The sequence below is a fragment of the Nocardiopsis sp. CNT312 genome (genome assembly GCF_000515115.1).
Lineage (GTDB): Bacteria > Actinomycetota > Actinomycetes > Streptosporangiales > Streptosporangiaceae > Nocardiopsis.
Genome location: NZ_AZXF01000005.1, coordinates 228,407 through 249,808, shown reverse-complemented (window position 1 = coordinate 249,808; position 21,402 = coordinate 228,407). Strand labels below are relative to the sequence as shown.

Annotated in this window: 23 protein-coding genes; 4 read left to right on the top strand and 19 right to left on the bottom strand. The window is 70.3% G+C overall.

The window, feature by feature from the left end; genetic code table 11:
- The first annotated feature begins 106 nt into the window (after positions 1-106).
- Both B042_RS0101310 and B042_RS0101305 read left to right on the top strand, forming a co-directional pair.
- On the top strand, positions 107-589 hold the full coding sequence (locus tag B042_RS0101310; RefSeq protein WP_028646703.1) for a MarR family winged helix-turn-helix transcriptional regulator: 483 nt from the start codon (positions 107-109) through the stop codon (positions 587-589).
- Between the two features lie 183 nt (positions 590-772).
- The gene (locus B042_RS0101305; protein WP_028646702.1) at positions 773-1,033 is read left to right on the top strand and encodes a GlsB/YeaQ/YmgE family stress response membrane protein; all 261 of its coding nucleotides are present in this window, start codon (positions 773-775) and stop codon (positions 1,031-1,033) included.
- A 13-nt stretch (positions 1,034-1,046) separates the two neighbouring features.
- Here the strand turns inward: B042_RS0101305 and B042_RS0101300 are convergent, their stop codons facing one another.
- The 3 genes from B042_RS0101300 to B042_RS0101290 form a co-directional block, all read right to left on the bottom strand.
- A complete protein-coding gene (locus B042_RS0101300; protein ID WP_028646701.1) occupies positions 1,047-1,967 on the bottom strand; it encodes a Gfo/Idh/MocA family protein in 921 nt (306 codons plus the stop codon).
- A gap of 714 nt (positions 1,968-2,681) precedes the next feature.
- Positions 2,682-3,476, bottom strand: a complete 795-nt coding sequence (gene thiD, locus B042_RS0101295) for a bifunctional hydroxymethylpyrimidine kinase/phosphomethylpyrimidine kinase (RefSeq protein WP_028646700.1) — start codon at positions 3,474-3,476, stop codon at positions 2,682-2,684.
- 101 nt (positions 3,477-3,577) lie between these two features.
- A complete protein-coding gene (locus B042_RS0101290) occupies positions 3,578-4,852 on the bottom strand; it encodes an NAD(P)/FAD-dependent oxidoreductase (RefSeq protein WP_036553534.1) in 1,275 nt (424 codons plus the stop codon).
- 172 nt (positions 4,853-5,024) lie between these two features.
- Here B042_RS0101290 and B042_RS21615 point away from each other — a divergent pair, with 172 nt between their 5' ends.
- Positions 5,025-7,037, top strand: a complete 2,013-nt coding sequence (locus B042_RS21615; RefSeq protein WP_036553533.1) for a heavy metal translocating P-type ATPase — start codon at positions 5,025-5,027, stop codon at positions 7,035-7,037.
- Positions 7,038-7,046: 9 nt separating this feature from the next.
- Here B042_RS21615 and B042_RS0101280 read toward each other — a convergent pair whose 3' ends face one another.
- The 4 genes from B042_RS0101280 to B042_RS0101265 all read right to left on the bottom strand — a co-directional run bounded on the left by B042_RS0101280 (position 7,047) and on the right by B042_RS0101265 (position 9,288).
- Entirely contained in the window at positions 7,047-7,685 is a 639-nt protein-coding gene (locus B042_RS0101280; protein WP_028646698.1) for a TetR/AcrR family transcriptional regulator, read from the bottom strand.
- A 145-nt stretch (positions 7,686-7,830) separates the two neighbouring features.
- Positions 7,831-8,223, bottom strand: a complete 393-nt coding sequence (locus B042_RS0101275) for a nuclear transport factor 2 family protein (RefSeq protein WP_028646697.1) — start codon at positions 8,221-8,223, stop codon at positions 7,831-7,833.
- A gap of 240 nt (positions 8,224-8,463) precedes the next feature.
- Positions 8,464-8,787 (bottom strand): hypothetical protein, encoded by a 324-nt coding sequence (locus B042_RS0101270; RefSeq protein ID WP_051415384.1) that lies wholly within the window; start codon positions 8,785-8,787, stop codon positions 8,464-8,466.
- Between the two features lie 72 nt (positions 8,788-8,859).
- Positions 8,860-9,288 carry an Hsp20/alpha crystallin family protein gene (locus B042_RS0101265; RefSeq protein WP_028646695.1) on the bottom strand — a complete coding sequence of 143 codons (429 nt, stop codon included), beginning with the start codon at positions 9,286-9,288 and terminating at the stop codon, positions 8,860-8,862.
- A 159-nt stretch (positions 9,289-9,447) separates the two neighbouring features.
- On the opposite strand from B042_RS0101265, the gene B042_RS0101260 reads away from it, so the two are divergent.
- Positions 9,448-9,735, top strand: a complete 288-nt coding sequence (locus tag B042_RS0101260; protein ID WP_028646694.1) for a MerR family transcriptional regulator — start codon at positions 9,448-9,450, stop codon at positions 9,733-9,735.
- Here the strand turns inward: B042_RS0101260 and B042_RS24200 are convergent.
- The 12 genes from B042_RS24200 to B042_RS0101200 form a co-directional block, all read right to left on the bottom strand.
- Positions 9,726-10,163, bottom strand: a complete 438-nt coding sequence (locus tag B042_RS24200) for a hypothetical protein (protein ID WP_051415382.1) — start codon at positions 10,161-10,163, stop codon at positions 9,726-9,728. The two genes, B042_RS0101260 and B042_RS24200, sit on opposite strands and share 10 nt — an antisense overlap.
- Before the next feature lie 84 nt (positions 10,164-10,247).
- Positions 10,248-10,955 carry a GNAT family N-acetyltransferase gene (locus B042_RS26975; RefSeq protein ID WP_081748536.1) on the bottom strand — a complete coding sequence of 236 codons (708 nt, stop codon included), beginning with the start codon at positions 10,953-10,955 and terminating at the stop codon, positions 10,248-10,250.
- Between the two features lie 55 nt (positions 10,956-11,010).
- Positions 11,011-11,991, bottom strand: coding sequence for a sugar kinase (locus B042_RS0101245; RefSeq protein ID WP_028646693.1), 981 nt, complete (start codon positions 11,989-11,991; stop codon positions 11,011-11,013).
- Complete coding sequence (locus B042_RS0101240) at positions 11,988-12,665, bottom strand: bifunctional 4-hydroxy-2-oxoglutarate aldolase/2-dehydro-3-deoxy-phosphogluconate aldolase (protein ID WP_028646692.1); 678 nt, start codon at positions 12,663-12,665, stop codon at positions 11,988-11,990. Before B042_RS0101240 ends, B042_RS0101245 begins: the two co-directional genes overlap by 4 nt.
- A gap of 200 nt (positions 12,666-12,865) precedes the next feature.
- Entirely contained in the window at positions 12,866-13,645 is a 780-nt protein-coding gene (locus tag B042_RS0101235) for a polysaccharide lyase family 7 protein (protein ID WP_028646691.1), read from the bottom strand.
- 13 nt (positions 13,646-13,658) lie between these two features.
- Positions 13,659-14,405: a hypothetical protein gene (locus B042_RS0101230; RefSeq protein WP_028646690.1), complete on the bottom strand. Its 747-nt coding sequence runs from the start codon at positions 14,403-14,405 to the stop codon at positions 13,659-13,661.
- Positions 14,402-14,989 carry a hypothetical protein gene (locus tag B042_RS0101225; RefSeq protein ID WP_028646689.1) on the bottom strand — a complete coding sequence of 196 codons (588 nt, stop codon included), beginning with the start codon at positions 14,987-14,989 and terminating at the stop codon, positions 14,402-14,404. Before B042_RS0101225 ends, B042_RS0101230 begins: the two co-directional genes overlap by 4 nt.
- Positions 14,990-15,013: 24 nt before the next feature.
- The gene (locus tag B042_RS21600; RefSeq protein ID WP_036553532.1) at positions 15,014-17,041 is read right to left on the bottom strand and encodes a heparinase II/III family protein; all 2,028 of its coding nucleotides are present in this window, start codon (positions 17,039-17,041) and stop codon (positions 15,014-15,016) included.
- 8 nt (positions 17,042-17,049) lie between these two features.
- Positions 17,050-18,813, bottom strand: coding sequence for a heparinase II/III family protein (locus tag B042_RS0101215; protein WP_028646688.1), 1,764 nt, complete (start codon positions 18,811-18,813; stop codon positions 17,050-17,052).
- A complete protein-coding gene (locus B042_RS0101210; protein ID WP_028646687.1) occupies positions 18,801-19,568 on the bottom strand; it encodes an SDR family NAD(P)-dependent oxidoreductase in 768 nt (255 codons plus the stop codon). The genes B042_RS0101215 and B042_RS0101210 overlap by 13 nt, the downstream gene beginning before the upstream one ends.
- Before the next feature lie 39 nt (positions 19,569-19,607).
- Positions 19,608-20,534, bottom strand: coding sequence for a carbohydrate ABC transporter permease (locus B042_RS0101205; RefSeq protein WP_028646686.1), 927 nt, complete (start codon positions 20,532-20,534; stop codon positions 19,608-19,610).
- Complete coding sequence (locus B042_RS0101200; RefSeq protein ID WP_197024142.1) at positions 20,524-21,366, bottom strand: carbohydrate ABC transporter permease; 843 nt, start codon at positions 21,364-21,366, stop codon at positions 20,524-20,526. Before B042_RS0101200 ends, B042_RS0101205 begins: the two co-directional genes overlap by 11 nt.
- Positions 21,367-21,402: the final 36 nt, after the last annotated feature.

Here is a 21,402-nt window from a genome sequence, read left to right as displayed (position 1 = left end):
GGCGCGAAAATAATTACTTAGGCTATTTAATAGCTAGACTACATAACAGTCAAATCGCCGCGCGGCCACGGTGCGCGGCGCACACCGAGTCAGCGAGGATTGTTTCGTGCCTGACGAGACAACCGACCCCCGAGCGGTGCCGCCGGTCTCCCCTCCCCACGACGTCGAGCTCACGGAGTTCCGGCGGGCGTGGACCGAGCTGATCAACGCGGCGATACACGCACGCACCCGCAGCGGCCAGTCCCACGGGGAGCTCACCCTCACACAGGTGCTCCTCATGGAGGCCGTGCGCGGACTCGACGAACCGAGCGTCGGCTCCGTGGCCCGGTGCGTCGGCGTCTCCTCACCCTCCGCCACACGCATGATCCAACAGCTCGAACGCAAGGGCATGGTGGCACGCCGACGGTCCGCGCGCGACGAGCGCAGCACGGTCGTGGGGATCACCGAGGAGGGGGAGCGGGTCCTCGCCGTGCGCCGCCGCGCCCTGGAGGCCAAGCAGCGCAGGATGTACGACGCCATCCGGCCGTCGCTGCGGCCCATGGTGATCGACATCCTGCACGACCTGCGCGAGGCCATGGACGACACCTGAGTGTGTGGGGCGTCAGCCCGAGCCGCTCCTCGCACCAGCCACAGACTGGGGGGCCGAGCCCGCCCCGCACCGCCATCCGTTCACCAAGGACTCATCAAGAGTCGGCTCCGGGTGGCGTGTCGGCCGTGTCCGTTCCGGGAACCACGGGAACGAGGCAGAGAGGCCGATCGTAGGGAGGAACCCGTGGAGATCACCGGAATCATCAGTGCGCTCGTCATCGGTCTGATCATTGGAGCTCTGGGCCGTCTCATCGTCCCGGGCAAGCAGCACCTGCCGATCTGGCTGACCCTTCTGCTGGGTATCGTCGCCGCCTTCGTCGGCGGCTTCCTCGCCAGCCTCATCTCGTCCGCGTGGTGGTGGGTGGTCATCGTCCAGGTACTCGTCGCAGCGGCCATCGTGTACGTGGTCGACGGCGTGTACTCCAAGAAGGGCAAGACGCCCTGAGTCGGTCGCGGGTTCAGGCCGTGCGCACCGGCGGGGCCACGCGCACGGCCCCGCCGGTGTGCACGGACCGTTCCGCGGCCTCCAGCACCGCGACCACGTCCCGGCCGAACCGTACGTCGCACGGGTCGCCGGGGCCGTGGGCGACCTGGTCCAGCAGGCGGTCGACCGCGACCCCGAACGCCTCGACCGGAGTGCGGTCCCCGTCGGGAAGGGACCGCCAGCCCCGCTCCCCATGGAGGACGACCTCGAAGGTCCGCGCGTCGTCCGGGGCGTCCAGGGTCATCGCAAGCGATCCGACGGCACCACCGCGGTGCCGGGTGAGCGCGTGCACGGTGTCCCTGGGGCCCCGGACCGCTGTCACCTCCTCCACCTCACCGAGCACGGGCACGACGACCGACAACAGGTGCGGTCCCACGTCCCACAGGCCGCCCTTCTCCTTGCGCCACGGGGAGGCGCCGAAGGGGTTACCCGGTTGGAAGATCGAACCGAACAGCGTCGCGCGGGCCCCGTGCCAGCCGCCCTCGGCCGCGGCACCGCGCACGAAGGCGTCGATGCCGTCGGAGAACCGGTTGGTGAAGAAGACCACCGAGGCCAGGCCCCGTGTGTCCGCCTCCCGGACCAGGTCGTCAGCGACCGCGGTGGACAGGGACACCGGCTTGTCCAGCAGCAGGTGCTTGCCCGCCCGGGCCGCGCGCAGCGCCAGGTTTCCCTGGATGTGGGGCGGCAGGGCGATCGCCACGGCGTCCACGTCGGCCAGCAGTGCGTCGACGTCGTCGTGGGCCCGTGTGCTGTAGCGCTCGGCGAGCGCCGCGGCCTTGGCGGGGTCGCGCCCCCACACCCCGGCGAGGACCGCCTCGGGGTGCTCGGCCAGGGCGGCGGCCTGTGTCTCCTGCGCCCAGTAGCCCGTACCCAGCAGTCCGAACCTGAGACCCATGGTGCTCCATCCCTTCGTGTCCGTGGCCCTGCCATTGTCCATGGAAGCGCTCCCACGGCTGGAGCCGGGAGTGCTTCACCGGGGAGCGGCTCATGCCGACCGTCGGACCCGGGGCGTCCCACCGGGGGGAGCGGTGGCCGCAACGCCGCTTCGGCGGGGCCGGGCCGCGGACTTCTCCTCAGCCAGTGGGAACGCCAGCGCCCCGATCCGGACGTGCCCTCGATGGGGGGCGTCGGGCGGCTCAGCCGGGCGCCCCGGGTGGTCGGCCGCGCCGTCGAGGGCGGCCTCGCCGAAGAGGACCTGGAGGCCTGGGAGTTCGACGTGCTGGCCACCTTGCGCCGCTCCGGGGAGCCCTGCTCCCTGACACCCAAGGAACGGGCCGGCACGGTGATGGCGGGTTCGGCGGCGATGACCCACCGCGTGGACCGGCTGCTCCCGCGGGGGCCGGTCATCCGTGAGACCGCCCCGGCCGACCGGCGGCGGACCCTGGCGACCCTCGCACCGGAGGGGCTGGAGCTCATCGACCGGGCCGTGGCCCACCAGCGCGGTCTCCTCGCCGGGCTCGGCGAGAAGGAGCGCGAACAGCTCGCCGACCCGCCGCGCAAGCTTCTGCTGCCGCTGGACGACACGGTCTGGGGGAGGGCGCGCCCGCCGCCCCCTCAGGCACCTCTGCGGGCGGTGGCGGGCGGAGCCGGGAGAGGTGCGACAGCACCTTTAGGGGGCCAGAGGCACCACCGAGGCGAACGGGGCGCGGGTGACCAGCCGCGCGGAGATGCCGGCGTGAACCATCTCCTTGGCTCTGGCCACCGCCTCGTCCACACCGCTGCCCTTGGCCAGTTCCGCGGTGATCGCTGCCGCGAACGTGCAGCCCGCGCCGCTCACCCGCTCCTCGCCGATCTTCGGTGAGCGCAGGACGGTGGCCTCCTCGCCGTCGAAGTACACGTCCACCGCGTCCGGTCCGGGCAGCTCCACGCCGCCCTTGGCCACGACGTGTCGCGGTCCGAGCGCGTGGATGCGCCTGGCGGCCTCCACGAGGTCCTCGACCGTGTCGATGGACTCCATTCCCGAGAGCGTCCTGGACTCGAAGTGGTTGGGCGTGATGACCGTGGCCAGGGGGAGAACCTTCTCAGTGAGCGCCTTGTCGGTGTCCAAGGCGGCACCGGGCTCCTGGCCCTTGCAGATCAGGACCGGGTCGAGGACCACGTGGCGCCACCGCCGGGCGGCCAGCGCCCCGGCGACCACGTCGATGGTGTCGGGCGTGCCGAGCATGCCGATCTTCACCACGTCCACGTCGTGGCAGGAGGTCGCCGCCTCGATCTGGTCGGCGATGACGCCCGGGTCGATCGGGACGAAGCGGTGCCCCCAGTCGTTGTTCGGATCGAAGGAGACGATGCACGTGATCGTCCCCATCCCGTAGACGCCCAGTTCCTGGAAGGCCTTGAGATCGGCCTGGATACCGGCGCCGCCGGTGGCCTCCGATCCTGCGATCACGTACGCGCGGTCGGTCATCGGCGCCTCCTGTCTCGATCTGTTCCGTCGCCGGCGCGGAAGGCCCGCCGAGGGGCCCACCGGCCAGGTCACATTGGACCACAGCGGGCGGAGCGGCACCGTCAGCGCCATCCGGCCCGTTCCAGCAGCAGGTCGGTGGCGTCGTAGCCGTGGTCGTAGGCCCCGTCGACGGTGTTCTCACCCGTGGTCGCCTCGCCGACGAAGTGCAGGGCCCCGTCCACGGGCGCGGCGAGCGCGGTCGGCGCGTCGTGGGCTCCGGGCGGAACGTGGAGGTAGGCGCCCCTGCTGTAGGGATCGGTGGACCAGTCGTGGGTGGCCCGGTGCACGGGCGAGAGGCCGCGCTCGCCGACCGCCCGGCCCAGCAGCCGCAGCCCCTCCGCGAACCTCCGCCTCCGGTCCAGTGAGAGCAGTGCGCGGGCGCTCGCTCCCGCGGCCCACACCGTGACGACCTCCGGTCCGCCGGGCTCCGTGCCGCCGACGCCGGAGAAGGCCATATCGGCCCTCCCCGGGGCGGGGGCGGTCGCGCCGGAGAGTACGGGGTGGTCGAACGCGTAGAGGAGTTTGGCCACGTCGGCGCTGTCGAGGGCGTCGACCGCGTCCCGGTGGGACCGCGGCAGGGCGGGTTCGAACCGGACCGTCCCCGCCTTGAGCACCCCGATCGGCAGGGCCACGACGCAGATCCGGGCGTGCACGGTCCAGCGGCCCGCCGGGGTCTCCACCAGCAGCTCCACGCCCGGGCGCGAGCGGCGCACCACGCGGACCGGGCTGCGGAGCGCGACGGGCACCCCGTCGGAGATCGGGGGGAGGAGCCTGTCGTAGCCGCCCACGACCCGGAAGTCTTGGCGCGGCGAGGCCCACCAGTCGAAGTGGCCCCGCTCGTACATCCAGGTGGCGCTCCACCGGTGCAGGGGCTCGCTGTCGGAGGCCACCGGAGGCCAGTCCCGTTCAGGAACGCCCAGCCGCCGCAGGTAGGCGGCGGCGCTCTCGTGCGGGTGCGGTGCGGAGCCCGTGACGAGTGCCGAGCCCACCGGGCCCTCCCAGGGGACGGGCACGGTGTCTGCCCCGGTGAGCGCGACCAGTTCCCAGGTCGAGGCGTCCCTGCCGTGGATGAGCCCGGCACCCAGCTCCCCCGGGGTTGGCCCGAAGGCGCGGTGGTCGGTGTACAACTGGCCGCCGATCCGGTCGCGTGCCTCCAGGACGACTACACGCAGGCCGTGGTCCATGAGGTTGCGCGCCGCGGAGAGGCCCGCGACCCCGGCGCCGACCACCGCGGCGTCCCACACGGTGAGGGGCGCGGACGCCCCGGGAAGCACTCCGGCCAGGACTCCGCCCCCGACGAGGAGGGCGACACGGCGGGTGATCGGGGCTTCCGGCATGGCGGCTCCTCGGAGGCTGGGTGGCTCAACGGTAGGAGACGCCTCCCGGCCGCGTGCCGGTTCCCCGAAACGAGGGAGGCGGTCCGGGATCTTGGTGGGGAATCGGGCGCAGGGTGCGGCACGGCGTGCTGAAAACCCGTTCCCATATACCCCTCAAGGGTATGTTGTCCCCATGGTCACGCACTCGGAGCACGCAGGCCGTACGCACGGTCCGGACCACGACGGCCCCGTCGCCCGCTTCCGACGTCTCTTCTGGACCATGCTGGTCCTGGCGGTGCCGACGGTCCTGGCGAACGGGATGTTCGCCGCACTGCTTGGCTACTCCGTGCCCGACCTGCCCGGAGTGGAGTGGATCTCCCCCGTGATCGGTACCGTGATGTACCTCTGGGGCGGGTGGCCCTTCCTCTCCGGCGCGGTCGGTGAACTCCGTTCGCTCCAGCCCGGCATGATGCTGCTGGTCGCCCTCGCCATCACCGTCGCTTTCCTGTCCTCCCTGGGGGCGAGCCTCGGTGTCCTGCCCCGCGACCTCGACTTCTGGTGGGAGCTGGCGCTCCTCGTCGTGATCATGCTCCTCGGCCACTGGATCGAGATGCGCTCTCTGGCGAGGACCTCCTCCGCGCTGGACTCCCTGGCCGCACTGCTGCCCGACGAGGCGGAGAGGGTGGTCGGGGACGGTACCGCCTCCGTATCGACGGCCGATCTCGCCGTCGGCGACACCGTCGTCGTCCGGCCCGGGGGGCGTGTCCCCGCCGACGGCACGGTCGCGGAGGGCACCGCCGACGTCGACGAGTCGATGGTCACCGGGGAGTCGCGCCCCGTCCCCAGGGGCCCCGGTGACCACGTCGTCGCGGGGACCGTCGCCACGGACACCGCCTTGCGCGTCGAGGTCACCGCCATCGGCGACGACACCGCGCTCGCCGGTATCCGGCGCCTGGTCGACGAGGCCCAGAACTCCTCGTCCCGGGCGCAGCGCTTGGCCGACCGTGCCGCCGCCTGGCTCTTCTGGTTCGCCGTGGCGGCTGCCACGGCGACGGTCGCGGTCTGGTCCGTCCTCACCGGACCCGGTGACGCACTGGTCCGCGCCATCACCGTGCTCGTCATCGCCTGCCCGCACGCCCTCGGGCTCGCGATCCCCCTCGTGGTGTCCATCGCCACCGAGCGCGCCGCCGGGGTCGGGATCCTCGTCAAGGACCGGCGGGCACTGGAGGGGATGCGGACGGTGGACACGGTCCTCTTCGATAAGACCGGGACACTGACCAAGGGCGAACCCGTGGTCACGGGCGTCGTGGCGGTGGGTCGTGGAGAGGACGGTCTGCTCGCCCTGGCCGCCGCGGCCGAGGGCGACAGCGAGCACCCCCTCGCACGCGCCATCGTGGAGGAGGCGCGCGAACGCGGCCTCGACGTCCCGTCCGCCTCGGGTTTCCGGTCGTCGGCGGGGGTGGGCGTGTCCGCCGAGGTGGACGGTACCCGGGTCGGGGTCGGCGGCCCCCGTATGCTCCGCGAACACGGGGCCGACGAGCCCGAGGGCGCCGTGCGGTGGCGGGAGGGGGGAGCGACCGTCCTGTACGTCCTGGCCGACGGGGAGACCGTCGGGGCACTGGCCCTGGCCGACGAGGTCCGCGAGGAGTCCCGTCAGGCCGTGCGGGCACTCCGGGACCGCGGCACCGGGGTCGTGATGGTCACCGGAGACGCCGAACCCGTGGCCCGCGCGGTCGCCGAGGACCTGGGGATCGATGAGGTTTTCTCCGGGGTCCGCCCCGAGGACAAGGGCGCGAAGGTGGCCGGACTGCAGGACGAGGGGCGCCGCGTGGCGATGGTGGGCGACGGCGTCAATGACGCCCCGGCGCTCGCGCGGGCCGACGTCGGACTGGCGATCGGTGCGGGAACCGACGTGGCGATCGCCTCGGCCGGGGTGGTCCTGGCCGGCGACGACCCCCGGGCGGTGCTGTCGGTACTCCAGCTCTCCCGGGCCGCCTACCGGAAGATGAAGCAGAACCTGTGGTGGGCGGCCGGGTACAACCTGGTCGCGGTGCCGTTGGCCGCCGGTGTGCTCGCCCCGGCCGGCTTCGTCCTGCCGATGGCGGTCGGCGCGGCGGCGATGTCGCTGTCGACGGTTGTCGTCGCGCTCAACGCGCAGACGCTGCGCGGGCTGGACTTGGGGCCGGAGGGCGCCGCCGCTCCCTGAGCGGCGGCCTCAGTCGACGTCCGGGTAGCGGCTGGACCGGCTGGAGGGCGCCTGGAGCATCCCGGCGATGGCGTCGCAGAGGAAGAGGCCGACGGAGTGCCAGGGCGGGGCGGTGTTGTCGCTCTCGGCCGTGCGCTCCACGTCGGCGCAGGAGTGCAGCATCATATGCGTCGTCAGGGTGAGCCTCCCCTTGGCGATCGCCGGGTCGAGGTGGTCGAGCCGGCGCAGGAGCGAGGCGCCGATCACGCGGGCCACCGGGCTGGCGTCCACGCTCTCACGTGCGAGTCCGGAGGCGATGGGGTTGTGGAAGGCCCGGGCCAGGAAACGCGCCCTGTAGGTGGGGAAGGGCAGGGACGCGAGGTCGTCGGTCAGGGGGAGGACGAGGCTGCGCACGTCGTCGATCAGGGAGTCGGACGTTTCGAAGAGGGCTTGGCGCTCGGGGTCCAGGGAGGAGGTCTGCCGCTCGATGAGGGCGCGCAGCAGTCCTTCCCGGTTGCGGAAGTAGTAGGCGACCGCGGAGTGGTTGCGCTGTCCCGCCTCCTCCGCCACCTTGCGGTCGGACACGGCGGTGATCCCCTGCTCAGCGAAGAGGCGTTCGGCGGTGTCGAGGAGGGTGGTGCGGGGGGTGTCCGATCGGAGCGTCGGCATGCGGCCTCCCGAAGGCGGTGGTGGTGGGACGTGGATCATATCCGGCCCGCCCCATGTTAAGTCAAATGACTTAACATGGGGCGGGCCGATGGGGTCGCACGATGCCGTCCGCCCTGACCGGCCCCGGGAACCGCGAGGACGGGGCCTACTCCAGCTCGGCCGCCTGCTCGATCTGGTGGAACTGCTCACTCATGGCACTGGCCAGGGCGGTCGCCGCCGCCAGCGGGCGCACCATGATCTCGAAGTCGTCGATGAGCCCCTCGTCGTTGAAGTGCAGGAGGTCGACCCCGTGTGTCTGGACACCGTTCACCTTGGTCGTGAAGGTCAGGACCAGGTCCCGGCTGTCGGCGCTGACGATCTCGCGCACGTAGCGGAGCTCCTTGAAGGTCCGCGGGACGTGGCGCAGGATTGCCGCGGCGATCTCCCTGCCCACGTAGGGGCGCGGCACGACGGGAGTGTGGAGGTGCACGCTCTTGGCGAGCATCGCCTTGATCGTGCTCATGTCATCGGCCTCGGCCGCCCTGCGGAACGGATGCACTGACGCTCCTCAGCGAGATCTGTGTTGAGTCCGACCGACATTAACCAGGGTGGATAGCGCTGTCCATGGTCTTGATATGACCGTAGTCATACCGTTGGGGGGCTGCGGGGCGGCCCCGGCCCTCCCGGGGCACCGGCCGCGGGCCGGGCCCCGGTGCCGGACCAGTCGGTGGGCGGCCGTCTCGGCCGCGCGCTCCGGTAAGGAACGGCCTCGGTGAGAACGCTGCCCTCTGCCGTGTGCTCACCCCGCCTTGGCGTACCCGGGTGCCTTCAGAAACAGCCGCAGCTCCTCGGCGAGCGCTTCGTCGAGGCCGCGCGGCGTGCCCCTGTGGCGGGGGTCCCCGCAGGCCCGCCGGAACGTGTCGGGGTCGCCGGTGAGTTCGGTGGTAGTCCTCTCAAGGTCCTTCGCCGCCCGGTGGAGCTGCCGGGGCGTGGTGCCCCACGCGGTTTCGTAGGCCCGGAGGGCGCGGAAGAAGCGGACGCACGCCAGGTGGGTCGCCTCCGGGCGGTGGTGGCGTTGGATGTGCTCGGCCACCGCACGGGTCCTGCGAAGTGTGGGAGTCATCGGATCACCGCTTCGGGAGAGAGGTGTGGACATGTCGGGGCGGCGGCCCGGCTCCGGCCGGGCCGCCGTCTCTCAGGACTTGATACTGCGCGGTTGGCCGTCACCCCGGCTGATGCTGATCTTGCGCGGCTTGGCCTGCTCGGCGACCGGGATGCGCAGGGTCAGGACACCGTCGGTGTAGTCGGCCCGGATGGCACCGGTCTCCAGCGTCTCGCCGAGGAAGAGCTGCCGGGAGAAGGTTCCGGTGGGCCGTTCGGCGACCACCACCCCTTCGCGGTCGTGCACCGTATCGGGGCGTTCGGCGGTCACGGTGAGCACGTTGCGCTCGACCTCCAGGTCGATGGAGTCGGCGTGGACCCCCGGAAGGTCGAAGTGGACGACGAAGACGTCACCGTCGCGGTAGGCGTCGATCGGCATCGTGGCCGGTCGGGATGCCTCTCCCAGAAGCCGCTGTGTGAGGTGATCGATGTCCCGGAAGGGGTCGGTACGCATCAGCAACATGAGAACCTCCCTTGTGTCTAGCAGGAAACCTGATTCGAGGTGACGCAAGTTTTATACCTCATCCTCGAGTAGATAAACAACAGTGTGGGCAGAGGATCTCTCCTTGGGAGAGGTAGGATCGCGGGTCTCACGTAGGAGACCGCCAGGAAGGACGCGCTGATGACTGAACCGCGGCCGGGATCGACCCGAGGTCTGTACACGATTTCCGTGGCGGCCGAGCTGTCCGGCGCCGCTCCGGGGAGCCTGCGCTCCTACGAGGAGCGGGGCCTGGTCGCTCCGGCTCGTACCGCGGGCGGTACGCGGCTGTACAGCGACGACGACATCGCCCGGCTGCGGCGGGTGGCCGAGTTGGCGGCCCAAGGGGTGAACCTCGCGGGGATCGGCCGGATCCTGCTCCTGGAAGAAGAGAACACGCGTCTGCGCGGCCGATCACCTGGTCAGCGGTGAGTGCTCGGCCGGGGCGAGCAGGGGGAGGCTGGTGTACGGCCTGGCCCGGACGCCCCGTGGAAGGGGTGGCCGTGTACCGCGTCGAGGTACTCGGAGACCGTGCCCCGGTCGTTGGCCGGGCATTCGGCGCGGTGGGTCACGCGGTCCCGCTCCAGGGCGGCGAGCACCTCGGGCGCGACGCCGGAGAGGTGGATCGTCCGGGGCTTGTCCAGACAGAGGGGGATCCGTTCGATGATCCTGGTGGGCGGCCCGGTATGGCGGGGTGCGCCCTCGCCAACAGCGTGAGGGCCTTCCCCCGCGGCGACATCCTGGTCATCGCGGCCCGGTGCGTCGCCGGGGCGGCGGCCTCTCACCCGGGCGACGCCGGTCGGACACACGCGCCGTATGGCCTCCGAGCACCTCCAGGGCAGGGCGATCGCGATCGTCATGGCGGGTGTCGGCCGCCTCGTCCCCGGCTGTGCCAGTGGGGACCTTCGCCGGCGAGTTCTTGGACTGGCGCGTCACCCGCCCCATCACCGGAGGCGGCAGGGGCCAACGCCGCAACCCTCTTGGCCGCAGACCCGGCAGACCGGAGGGTCGAGGCAGGCACAGGGCGGCCCGCCCGGCGAGGTCGCCCCGAGCGGGCCGGCTCCTGGCATGGCACCCGGCTGAGGGGGGTGCGGTCCCTCCGCGACAGCGTCGGCACGGCTTCGGGGCGCGGCCCGCCATTCGTCCTCGACGGTGCTGAACACCAGGGAGTCCCGCCACCCGTCTCGGATCAAGGCCGTGTGCCGGTGGTATCCCTCGTACGTCATGCCGAGTTTCGTCAGCACCCGGGCGGATCCCCGGTTCCGGGGGTCGCACGTGGCGCGAATCCGGTGGAGCCCCCACACGTCGAAGCCCAGGGAGAGCAGCGAGCGGCCGATTTCCGTGCCGATTCCCTGGCCCCACAGCCTCGGATGCACGATGTAGGAGATGCCGCCCTGGCGTTGTGTGTGACTGCGGATGTGCAGCTCACCCATGCCGACAACGGCGTTCCCGACGCGTGCCGTATGGACCAGCCTCCGGGGTGGCTCCCGCTCCCAGGCTTCGACCGCCGCTCTCACGAAATCGCGGGTCTGGCCCTCGGTATTGGGCCCCCAGGGCTGGAAGCGGCAGACATCGGGCAGGCTGGCCCACGAGTGGACCGACCGCCAGTCGGCGAACACTGTCCTGTGCAAGGTCACTGGGCACAGGTTCATGGGCTGACCGGCTCAGTCGGAGCCAAGGGAACGCACGGTTTCGCGGGCGCACCTTTCATCGCAGGACGTCTCCGGTCGTCAGGAAGGTCTCCAGTTCGCCGCGGGTCGGCAACAGTTCGCAGTCGCCGGGAACGGACACGGCGTAGGCCCCCATGGCGCAGGCTGTCCGGAGCCGTTGGAGGGGGGCGGCTCCTCGTAGACGTTCTGACAGGTACCCGGCCACGAACGCGTCGCCGGCCCCGACGGTGTCGACCACGGGGACGGACAGCGCTGGCTGTTTGTGGATCGCGTCGTCGATGCGGGCGGTGCACCCCTGGGATCCGGTCTTTATGACGGCCTCGCCCGGCCCTGTCGCCGTCAGGCCTGCGGCCAGGGATTCGGGAGCGTCCTCCCCTGAGTCGAGGACGAGTCGGGCTTCCTCGATCCCCGCGAAGACGATGTCCGCCTCCGCGACGAGCCGTCGCAACTCGCACCGGGCCGCGGCTCTGTCCCAGAGCTTGCTGCGGTAGTTCACGTCGATACTGACGAGTACACCGTGCGCCTTCGCCGCGACGACCGCGTCCCAGGTGGCCTGGAGGGCGGAGGCGCTGAGGGCCGGGGTGATGCCGGTGAGATGCAGGATCGCGGCCCGCCTGATCGTGTCGACCGGGATGTCGTGCGATGTGAGGCGGGAACCGGCCGATCCGGCGCGGTGGTAGTCGACATGGACCACGGCGGCAGCGCGGCGGTGGCGGACCATGAGGCCGGTGAAGGAGGTGTCCCGGACCACCATGGTGTGGATGCCTTCGGCCCTCAGACGGCGTCCGACGAGCTCTCCGGCCGCGTCGTCTCCCACGCGGCCGATCCAGGTGACCGGGGCTCCGAGGCGCGCGGCACCGATGGCCACGTTGCTCTCGGCTCCGCCGATACCAAAGGTGAAGTCACGCGCGTACTCCAGGGTGCCGACCGTGTGCGCGGTGATCAGGCCCATGGTCTCGCCGAAGGTGATGAGACCGCCGTTGGCCCGCGGCGCGGGTGTGTCTTGGGAGTGTGTCACTGGGCGGCCCTGCCTTCGGCGACAGCCGCGAGGGCTTGGCGGCAGCGGACCGCGAGGCGGTCGTCGGCACCCTCCGTCGCCGCCGCGCCGACCAGGGGCGTGCCCAGGCCCACGGCGGCGACCCCGGCCGCGGTCCATGCCGGAATGTCGGTCAGGGAGATGCCGCCGGTGGGGATGAGGGGGATACCGGGAAGCGGACCGCGCAGGTCCGAGACGTACCGGGGTGAGACGGCCGAGGCGGGGAAGAGTTTCACGGCGGGTGCGCCGGTACAGTCGGCGGCGTTGATCTCGGTGGGTGTGAGCGCGCCGGGGTAGGCGGCTACGCCCGCGTTGCGGGCCGTTCGGGCGACCTCGGGCACCGACACGGGCGAGACGAGGAATCGGGCACCGGCATCGATGCAGGCCTGTGCCTGGTCGGCGGTCATGACTGTCCCCGCTCCGACGACCGCCTCTTGGCCGTAGGCGGTCGTGAGCTCACGAATGCACTGCAGGGCGCCGTGAGTGGTGAGGGTGATCTCGATGGCGTGGATCCCGGAGGCGAGCAACGTGTCGGCGATCACAGGGAAGTGCTCGGCGGTGGGGGCGCGCAGGATCGCGATCAGCCCACGGGAGGTGATCTCCGTGGTGATCGGGCATTCCGGCCGCGCGGGCGCCGGGTCGTCAGCTCGGGTCATTTCCGCTTCATGTCCTGTTCTGAGGCAGACGCTTCGCTTTGGGCACCGGCCCTCGCACGGGCGGTGCGCACCGGGGAGAGGCGGGATCGGTGACCCCGCGCCTCCCGCGCCCCGAGTGCGGCGCGGGAGGCCGGTTCAGCCCGTTGTACTCTGCTGAGAGGTGCCGGGCCTCCCGATCCGAGGCCCGGCACCCCCTTGCGTCATGAGTGGGTGACCTTCAGGGCGTAGACGCTCACCTGGCCGTAGTTGGAGCTGCTGCACGGCGAGGAGTTGCCGCAGTTGGCCTGGGTGTAGGCGCCGACCTTGAAGTAGTTGCCGGACCCGGTGTGTGAGATGGTCGTCTGGAGGACGCCGTTGTAGTACACCTTGATCTTGCCGTTGCTGACGACGTACTTGCCCTCGAAGACCGTGTGCAGCTTGTAGTCGCTGGTCACGAGCTTGTGGTGGGTGTCGTTGCCCTTGGTGATGTAGAGGTTGGAGCCTTCCAGGCGGAAAGCCGTGATGTCGTCGTCGGAGCCGTGGATCTGCGCGCCGACGACGTGCGGCTTGGTGTTGGGGAGCTTGTTGAACGCCTCCCTGAAGGTGAGGGTGTGGGTCCCCGAGGTGGCAGACCAGGACGCCCTCTCCGTGCCGTTGTCGGTCATCTCGCGCAGTTCGGAGCGCGCGTAGCTGGAGTTCGGCGTGGTCACGCCGTTGACAGGGGAGCGGAACTGCACGCCGGTGCACCTGGCGTTCACATTGAACCAGGGGGCCGAGGAGTACGTGGCGAGCGCGGGCTGCTTGATCTCGGTCGGGGAGCCGGAGGGCCCGGTCGGCAGGGTCTCCTTCCAGTTGGTGAGGTTGAGCTGCTGGGCGGGGTAGTCGCACGGGGCGTCCGCGGCCGCGGTGTCGGGGGCGACGATGGGCGCGGTCAGTGCCGTGAGGGTGGAGAGTGCGGCCACAGCGGCCATGGTGAGCTTGCGCTTGCGTGTGAGGCGCATGTTGGCTGTTTCCTTACTGTTGGTTGTGTCGGGTGTTGTGGGGGGTTAGGTCATGAGGCGTGCGGCGGGACGCAACCGTGTCCACAGGTTCCTGTCGCGTCGCCGTCGGTGCCGCCTGCCAGGGTGCTGTCGCGTCCCTGGCTCTGCGGGGTGGCTTCGAACTTGTCGCCCCCGCAGAGTTGAAGGGGAGGGCGTTGCCCTCGGTGTTGTTGCGGGTGCCCCCGTCGGGGGCGTCGCCGCCCACTCGGACCTCGGCACCGACGCTCGGGGAGCGCAGCCGCACGCGATCCTCCCGTGAGCCGTGGAGGTCGATACGGGCGATGGGAAGACCGTCCACTCCGCAGCCGGGTGCCAGGCCCATGGCATGTACGGGCTTCTTGCGGTAGCCGGACTCCTGCGTGGGGTCGACGGTGAAGCCGGTCAGGCGGACGTCGCCGTGCCGGGCCTCGGCGGCGGCACGGCTGGTGCCGGAGCTCTGGACGACGGTGGACGTGGGGCCGGTGACGGTGCCACCGGGACTCCGGCCGGCGAAGTCCCGGAAGGAGAGGCCAGGTGCCGGATGGACCGTTGACACCCGCCCGGCCGAGTCCAGCGCACGCTGGATGCCGACGAAGGGCGCGCAGCGGGCTCCGGTGTTCGTGTCGCTGCGGTGAGAAGAGACGCAGTAGTCGTGGGCGCTCCTGGGCGCTCCTGTGGACGCGGCGGGAACCGCCGCCGCCAGTAGGGCGCCCAACGCGGCACCGCGGTGGGTGACTCTCATACCGGCCTCCTCGAAGCCGCAGGTGTGAGCAGGGAGAGGGCCAGGAGCAGGGGAAGGGTGGGGCCGAGCAACAGAGGCCCCAGGGGGATCGGCAGCACGGCGAACGGAGCGAGTACGGCGACGAGCAACAGGACGACGGTTCGCCGCGGCGAACCGAAGGCCAGGACGGCCGCCCCGCGGCGAGGAGCTGCATCCGTGCCGACCGCGCAGACGGCGGCCAGCGACAGGGCGTACACAGCCGTCGCGGCCATCAGCCCCACCTGGACGGGGAACAGCAACAGGCCCGTCGCACTTCGCGTGTCCAAGAGAAAGAGACAGTTCAGGGTGAGGACGGCGAGCACGGCGGTGGCGACGAGACCCTCTCTCCACAGGGCGCGCCAGAGCCGGGGGAAGGCACGCAGCGTTCCGGTGAAGGAACGTCCGTCCCCTTCGCTCCGCCAGTCCTGCAACGCGCTTCCCGCGGCTGCCAGCGCCGGGAGCCAGGTGATGACTCCCAGGGCCAGCAGGCAGAACGCGGCGCCTGCCAGCGCTGGCTGTGCGACGAACTCCATCGCCCGCAGCGCACCGCGTTCCCAGCCCTTCATGACGTGCTCCCGGTTCTCAGTCGGTCAGATGCTCAGCAGGCCCGTGAAAGGCTGGTCGGCCCGCAGCCTGTTACTGCCGTCGAGCTCGATGCTGCGCGCCCGTACGGTCGCGATGTGTGTTCCGGAGAGGAGAACGGCCGCCGCGTCGGCGTGTACGCGCTCCGTCTCGATGGCCCCCGTGCTCGGGGCGAGGAGCACGAGCTCGCTCTCGGCGCCCTCACCGACGGACACCGCGTGCCCCTGGTCCGAGGGCAGGAGAACGGCGGGGACGGGCTGTGGGTCGAGCGCCCCTGTGCTCTCGAGGACGGTCAGGAACGTGGCATTGCGGGTCCTGGCGGTGGTGAGCCGCAGGGTGTGCATCGTCTTGCTGACCTTGAGGCTCGGGGTGCTGGATGTGGGGTTCGCCTCCACATCGGTGCGCTCCTGAGCCGCCTCGGCGTCCGTGGGCAGGAGCCGGGTGAGCCGCGCGCTTGCGGGCCCCGACTCCAGCCGCCAGCCGTCCGGGCCCAGCTGGGAGGCGGGCCAGTCGGTGTGCAGCAGGTAGGTCCACTCGCGCGGGGAATCGGCCTCGAGCTCGTCGAGGATGACGACACGCCCGCGCGGAGTCACCACCAGCGTACGGTCGAGGCGTCGCACCCCCAGCCGTTCGGAGAACATCGCTGCGGATTCCGACGTGGCATGGGCGAATCCGCCCTCCGCGAGCACGTTCCGTACGCTTGCCCGTCGCTCGTACGGCAGGCCTTCGTACACGTGGTAACGGCCCTCGTCCGCCCACCCCTGGCCGTCCACCAGGATCAGGTTGTGGTGCGCGGCGCGCTTCTGGTTGCTGTACCCCTCGTCGACCGCGAGGAAGGAGCCGTGCGAGTGCAGGACGAAGGCTCCGGCGTCGGGGTGGTGGTGGCCCGCGCTCATGGCGTCCCAACCGCCAGCGGCTTTCAGTCGGTGTCCCTCCTCCCAGGCGCGGTGGCCGCCGCCGGGCGCGGCTTTGAAGCTGACACAGGTGGCGGCGCTGTCCCAGCCCGTACGCGCCGTGATCTGCCCGAGGTCCGGGAAGTACGCGGTGAGGGGCTCCTGGTGGGGGGCGACGGGCACGACCCCCGGGTCGTACCAGAGCAGTTCGAGGAAGGCTTCGGGCATGACACCGGGGCGCACACCCGACTCGTACGCCTCGCGCCAGAAGTGGCGTTCCGCGACCAGGTCGCCCAGCCACTGCGCCGTGCTGTCCCGGTAGGCGGAGGCCAGGCGGTAGTAGAGGGCGACGCTGTGCCCGCTGCGCCGGTCGTGGCAGTCGCCGTGGTCGATGTTCTCCCCGAAACCCGGTGCGCTCTGGTGCAGGCGCCAGTGCGTGGTGTTGCGCAGAAAGCCGCCCACCGACCAGAGGTCGGCCCCCTCCTGCCGCTGCACGAGGTCGGTGTGGATGGCGAGCCACGGCACACCGTACCGCCAGTAGACGACCCCCTCCGAGTCCGAACCGTCCTCGGGCAGCATCCTCAGGACCGTCTCCAGATTCGCCCGGGCCGCTTTGGTCCACTCGGAACGTCCCAGTGCGTAGCCCGCGGTGGCGATACCGGTCCAGCAGATCCAGTTGTGGTTCTGCCAGTAGGCGCTCGACCACCAGCTGCCGGTGGTGTCCTCCGCGTACGAGTGGAGCCGCTCTCCCTGGAGCTCCAGTTTGGCCCGCAGGGTGTTCCGCCGTTCCGGCTCCAGGTCCTCGCCCAGCCAGGAGTAGGCGAGCGAGAGGCCGTGCAGCAGCCATCCCGCGTCCAGGTCGTGGTCCGGCATGTGGGCTCGGCCCCAGTGGGGGAAGGCGACACAGGTCGAGATCCAGCGCCACGCCTCCTCCAGATAGCCGCGCTGTCCGGTGAGCCGATAGGCGAGTGCCAGGTTGGCGGCGGCGGGCCCGAAGTAGGTGATGCTCGCCTCGGGGTGCTCCGTGGGCGGCGACTGTCGGCGGTACCAGTCGCACTGTTCGTACAGTCGGCGCCACTGAGCGGCGAGCGTCCCGTTCAGCTCATCGCGGAGCAGTTCGAGTCGCCCTTCGAGAAGCAGCATGTGCGGACTCACCTTCCGATGGAGTGGGTGGCGACGGTTCCGTCGGCCAGATCGATGTGGACGGTTCGTTCTGACAGGCTCACCCGGCGGACGGGCGGTGTCGCTTCGGCGGACTGGTAGACGGAGGCGAACACCGCGCGCCGGCCGGCGGTCGACCAGTCGACGCCCCGGCATGTTCGCGCCGGGTCGTCGGCGGGGCCCGGGTGTGCGACGACGGTGAACTCGGCAGGCGGACGCGATACGTGCTGCCCAGTCATGACCGCGGTCCCGCTCCCGCCTTCGCCCCAGACGGTGCGTGAGCGACCGGGGCCCTGGACCACGACACCGAGATCGGTGCCCGGGCGTAGCTGAGCCGTGAGCAGTCGCTCGTCATCGGCTTCGAGGACGAGGATGTCGAGGAGGTAGGGGGAGCCCGTGACGACCTGCCGCATGGCGGACACACCGTCGTAGGCCCCGACGCATCTGCCGGTGTCGCCGTCGAGGACCGCGTCGCAAGGCGCCTGCTCCGAATCGTCGACGCGGAAGGTCGGGTGGGCCTTCGTGCCGGCGTAGTACGTCCGATAGGTCCGGTGTGCGTAGGGGACCTGCCCTGGATCGGGCTGCCATGCGGTGCCGTCATCCGCGTAGAGGTAGAGGGACAGCTTGTCCAGGTGCCCGTGTCCTCCCCCGTGTGGTCCGGCATCCAGAAGCGCGTGTACTCCGGCTGAGCGGAACACCGCGTACCCCGTATTCGAGAAGGACCGCCTCGGGGCGCGGGCGGGCAGCGGCGGTCCGCTGAACCAGCCCGTGAGGTCCGCTGGCAGCTCGGTGTCCACGTCCCGGGCCGCGGCTCTGGCTACCGCGGACAACGGGGCTCCGGCGAACAACTGATCAGCGAGTGCAGCCACCTCGCATATCTCGGCGGACTGCGCCTCACGCCGGTACGGCCCGTCGTGCAAGGCCGGCAGGGTACCGGCGGGAGTCGCGATACCGGCCAGGGCTACGGTCATCGCCCCCAGTACTCCGGCGATGTCCCCGGGCAACCGCTCCGGCCTGCTGCCCCGCAGAGCGAGCAGATACGCGTGCAGGACGAAGAGGTGGTAATAGGTACTGCCCTCCCACTCCCAGCCGTCCTCGTGCACCGCCGTGCGCATGTGCTCGAACAGCCCGTAGCGGTCCGCCAGTTCCACGGTGTCGGGCTCGGCACCCTCAATGGCGAGTGCGGCCGACCGGCAGCACATCTCCGCGGCGGCGAGCCATGCCGTGTAGTTGGAACGAACCTCCCCCTTGCGCCGCAGCACCGCGCGCGCCTCACCGGCACAGTTTCCGAGCGACCGGAGGAAGGGCAGCAGGGCACCGAGTTCGGTACGCATCCCCCGGTGCGCGGTGAGCGTCCGCGCGGCGTGGGAGACAGACACCGCCCAGATGGCTTCGGTGAGGGCCTGGTGGAAGAGGCGGCCGTGCAGCATCCAGTCGGCCGCTCCCGGGTGCTTGCTGGGAAGACTCGCGTACAGCTCCGCGTACTCCAGGAGCAGCCGCAGTGCTTCGGAGCGCTCGGTCGGCCCGCCGCAGGCGAGACGCCGCAGGCGCTGGGCGGCGGCTTGATGGGCCAGTACGGTCCGCGCACCGCGTACCGCCTCCGTGTCCATCCGGCAGCCGTACCGGCATGTGGCTCCGGTGCTCGGGAAGGGATCGCCGATCAGGTCGCCGTGGTCGAGCTCGACCCCGTGGGCCGGGCACACATAGGCGTGCCACCAGCCGCCCCGCTCACGGGTGATGGTCAGCGCGGCCATACGCCACCGCCGATGTCGAGGGTGGCTCCGGTGACGTAGCCGGCCTCGTCCGAGGCGAGGTAGACGGCCGCGCCGGCGACGTCCTCCACCGTGCCGCCACGGCCGATGGGAAGCTTCTCGACAATGCCCTGCTGAGCCTCGGGCGGGGTGAACGTGTCGTGGAAGGTGGTGCCGCCGATGTATCCGGGGGCGAGCGCGTTGACCGTGACGCCGGTACCTCCGACCTCCTTGGCCAACCCCTTGGCGAAGCCGATCACTCCGGCCTTGGCCGCGGCGTACGCGGCGGCTCCGGGGCCGCCGCCGTCATGGGCCGCCTGGGAGGCCATCAGGACGAAGCGGCCCGAGGGCCCCGCCTCCTTCACGTACGGCAGCGCCGCCCGGCACGTGCGGAAGACGGAGAAGAGATTGACATCGACCACACTGTGGAAATGCTCTTCGCTCATCTCGGAGACGGGTACCCGACCGACAAGGTGTCCCGCGTTGGCCACGACGATGTCGAGTCCTCCGAGAAGGGCGACGCCCTCGTCCACGAGTCGAGTGACCTCGTGGGGGTTGGTGACATCGGCGGCCAGACACGCGGACTTGCGCCCCATCGCGATGATCTCGGCCGCGACCCTCTCCGCGGCGGCGGCGGAGTGTCCGTGATGAACGATCACGTCCGCGCCCGCCCCCGCCAGCCCGAGCGCGACCGACGCGCCGATGCCGTGGCCCGCACCGGTGACGAGCGCTCGGCGACCTGTGAGATCAAAAGGCATGAGAATTCTCCATGGTTATTTCGGAAAAGAGGAGCGGGGCTATTTGATGCCTGATCTGGCGAATCCCTGGACGAAGTAGCGCTGGGTGAAGAGGAACAGCACCACCATCGGAATGGTGGCCAGCGTCGTGCCCGCCATCAGATAAGCCCAGGCGTTCTGGTCGGCCTGCTGGAAGGTGGAAAGACCCACCTGGATGACGCGAAGGTTGGTGTCGCTGGTGATGATCAACGGCCAGAGAAAGTTGTTCCAGCTGCTCTCGAAGGTGAGCAGACCCACAGTGGCGATAGCTGGCTTGACTAGGGGCGTCATCACCCGTGCGTAGATACCGAACTCACCCATTCCGTCGATACGGGCGGCCTCTTCCAGCTCACGCGGCAGCGAGAGGTAGAACTGTCGGAAGAGGAAGATGGCGAAGGGTGTCAGTGCGCCCGGGACGATCAGGCCCCACCAGGAGTCGAGCCAGCCGTGCCCGCCCTGGCCCAGATAGTCGTTCCCGCCGAAGAACGGGATTCCCTTGGCTATCAGGTACTGCGGGACAATCTTTGTGTACGTCGGGATCATCATGGTGGCGAGTACCACCATGAACACCAGGGTCCGGCCGCGGAAGGGCACGCGGGCCAGTGCGTACCCCGCCGTGGACGCCAGGACGAGGTTGAACGCTGTGTGTCCGAACGAGATGAGCAGGCTGTTCTTGAAGTACGTACCGAAGGGGGCGTACTCCAGGGCCTCGGAGTAGTTGTCCCAGTCCCATACCTGCGGCAGCAGGTTGGGGGGATAGGAGGCGAGGTCGGGATCGGTCTTCAGCGAGGTGATGATCATCCAGAGGAAGGGGAGCACCATCGCGAGCGACACCGTGGCGAGCACCAGGTGCAGGGCCGTCCTCCGCAACAAGCGAGCGAGCGGGATGCGGTTCGCGGGTCGGGTCCCGCGATCCGTGTCTCCCTGGAGGAGCTTCTCAGCGGACATCCTCTTCCTTTCCGGTGAGGCGTCGACTGATCAGCATCAGCACCAGCAGGAATGCGAACAGCACCACGCTCTGCGCGCAGGCGGCGCCCATGTTGAACTCCTTGAACGCCGTGCGGTAGATTTCGTAGGTCATGACCGTGGTCGAGTTGCCGGGCCCGCCGTCCGGTGTCAGCACGTACAGCTGGTCGAACGCCTGGAAGGAGTCGATGATCGACACCACCAGGACGAAGAACGTCGCTGGTTTCAGCAGGGGTAGAGTGATGGCGAAGAACTGCTGGATCTGCGAGGCCCCGTCGATCCGAGCCGCTTCGTACACGTCCTCCGGCATCGCCTGCAACGCGGCCAGGTAGATGAGCATCTTGATGCCGATGCCCTTCCAGATGCTGACGATGATCACCGCGGTGAGCGCCCAGTCCGGGTCGGCGAGCCAGGTCGGCCCGTCGATGCCCACCCAGCCGAGCATGGTGTTGACCACGCCGAGCCGTGGTTCGAACATCCACATCCACACGAGGGCGATCGCAACCGTCGCGGTGACATGCGGCATGAAGACGGCGGTGCGGTACCAGACGGCCGCCCGCATCTTCACGTTGAGCAGGACGGCCAGGACCACCGCGATGGCCATGGCGACGGGCACGGTGAAGAAGGTGAACACCACCGTGTGCCAGATAGAGGCGTTCCACGTCTCGTCGCTGAAGATCTCCCGGAAGTTGTCCAGGCCGTTGAACTCGACCGTGCCTGCGAGGATGTCGTAGTCGGTGAAGGCCAGGACGAAGGTCGCGGCCACGGGAATACCGATCCACCAGACGAGGTGGATGACCGAAGGCGCCAGCATGAGCACGGCAGCCCTGCGCCGATCGTGACCGAACCT

What these genes read in the sequence shown, in the direction of transcription:
- B042_RS21615 (WP_036553533.1), top strand. Translation starts at nt 5,025, where the DNA reads ATGGTCACGCACTCGGAGCACGCAGGCCGTACGCACGGTCCGGACCAC.
- B042_RS0101290 (WP_036553534.1), bottom strand. Translation starts at nt 4,852, where the DNA reads ATGCCGGAAGCCCCGATCACCCGCCGTGTCGCCCTCCTCGTCGGGGGC.
- B042_RS0101260 (WP_028646694.1), top strand. Translation starts at nt 9,448, where the DNA reads ATGACTGAACCGCGGCCGGGATCGACCCGAGGTCTGTACACGATTTCC.
- B042_RS0101205 (WP_028646686.1), bottom strand. Translation starts at nt 20,534, where the DNA reads ATGTCCGCTGAGAAGCTCCTCCAGGGAGACACGGATCGCGGGACCCGA.
- B042_RS0101235 (WP_028646691.1), bottom strand. Translation starts at nt 13,645, where the DNA reads ATGCGCCTCACACGCAAGCGCAAGCTCACCATGGCCGCTGTGGCCGCA.
- B042_RS0101265 (WP_028646695.1), bottom strand. Translation starts at nt 9,288, where the DNA reads ATGTTGCTGATGCGTACCGACCCCTTCCGGGACATCGATCACCTCACA.
- B042_RS0101210 (WP_028646687.1), bottom strand. Translation starts at nt 19,568, where the DNA reads ATGCCTTTTGATCTCACAGGTCGCCGAGCGCTCGTCACCGGTGCGGGC.
- B042_RS0101270 (WP_051415384.1), bottom strand. Translation starts at nt 8,787, where the DNA reads ATGACTCCCACACTTCGCAGGACCCGTGCGGTGGCCGAGCACATCCAA.
- B042_RS0101300 (WP_028646701.1), bottom strand. Translation starts at nt 1,967, where the DNA reads ATGGGTCTCAGGTTCGGACTGCTGGGTACGGGCTACTGGGCGCAGGAG.
- B042_RS0101240 (WP_028646692.1), bottom strand. Translation starts at nt 12,665, where the DNA reads ATGACCCGAGCTGACGACCCGGCGCCCGCGCGGCCGGAATGCCCGATC.
- thiD (WP_028646700.1), bottom strand. Translation starts at nt 3,476, where the DNA reads ATGACCGACCGCGCGTACGTGATCGCAGGATCGGAGGCCACCGGCGGC.
- B042_RS0101225 (WP_028646689.1), bottom strand. Translation starts at nt 14,989, where the DNA reads ATGAAGGGCTGGGAACGCGGTGCGCTGCGGGCGATGGAGTTCGTCGCA.
- B042_RS0101215 (WP_028646688.1), bottom strand. Translation starts at nt 18,813, where the DNA reads ATGGCCGCGCTGACCATCACCCGTGAGCGGGGCGGCTGGTGGCACGCC.
- B042_RS0101280 (WP_028646698.1), bottom strand. Translation starts at nt 7,685, where the DNA reads ATGCCGACGCTCCGATCGGACACCCCCCGCACCACCCTCCTCGACACC.
- B042_RS21600 (WP_036553532.1), bottom strand. Translation starts at nt 17,041, where the DNA reads ATGCTGCTTCTCGAAGGGCGACTCGAACTGCTCCGCGATGAGCTGAAC.
- B042_RS24200 (WP_051415382.1), bottom strand. Translation starts at nt 10,163, where the DNA reads ATGACGATCGCGATCGCCCTGCCCTGGAGGTGCTCGGAGGCCATACGG.
- B042_RS0101230 (WP_028646690.1), bottom strand. Translation starts at nt 14,405, where the DNA reads ATGAGAGTCACCCACCGCGGTGCCGCGTTGGGCGCCCTACTGGCGGCG.
- B042_RS0101200 (WP_197024142.1), bottom strand. Translation starts at nt 21,366, where the DNA reads ATGCTGGCGCCTTCGGTCATCCACCTCGTCTGGTGGATCGGTATTCCC.
- B042_RS26975 (WP_081748536.1), bottom strand. Translation starts at nt 10,955, where the DNA reads ATGAACCTGTGCCCAGTGACCTTGCACAGGACAGTGTTCGCCGACTGG.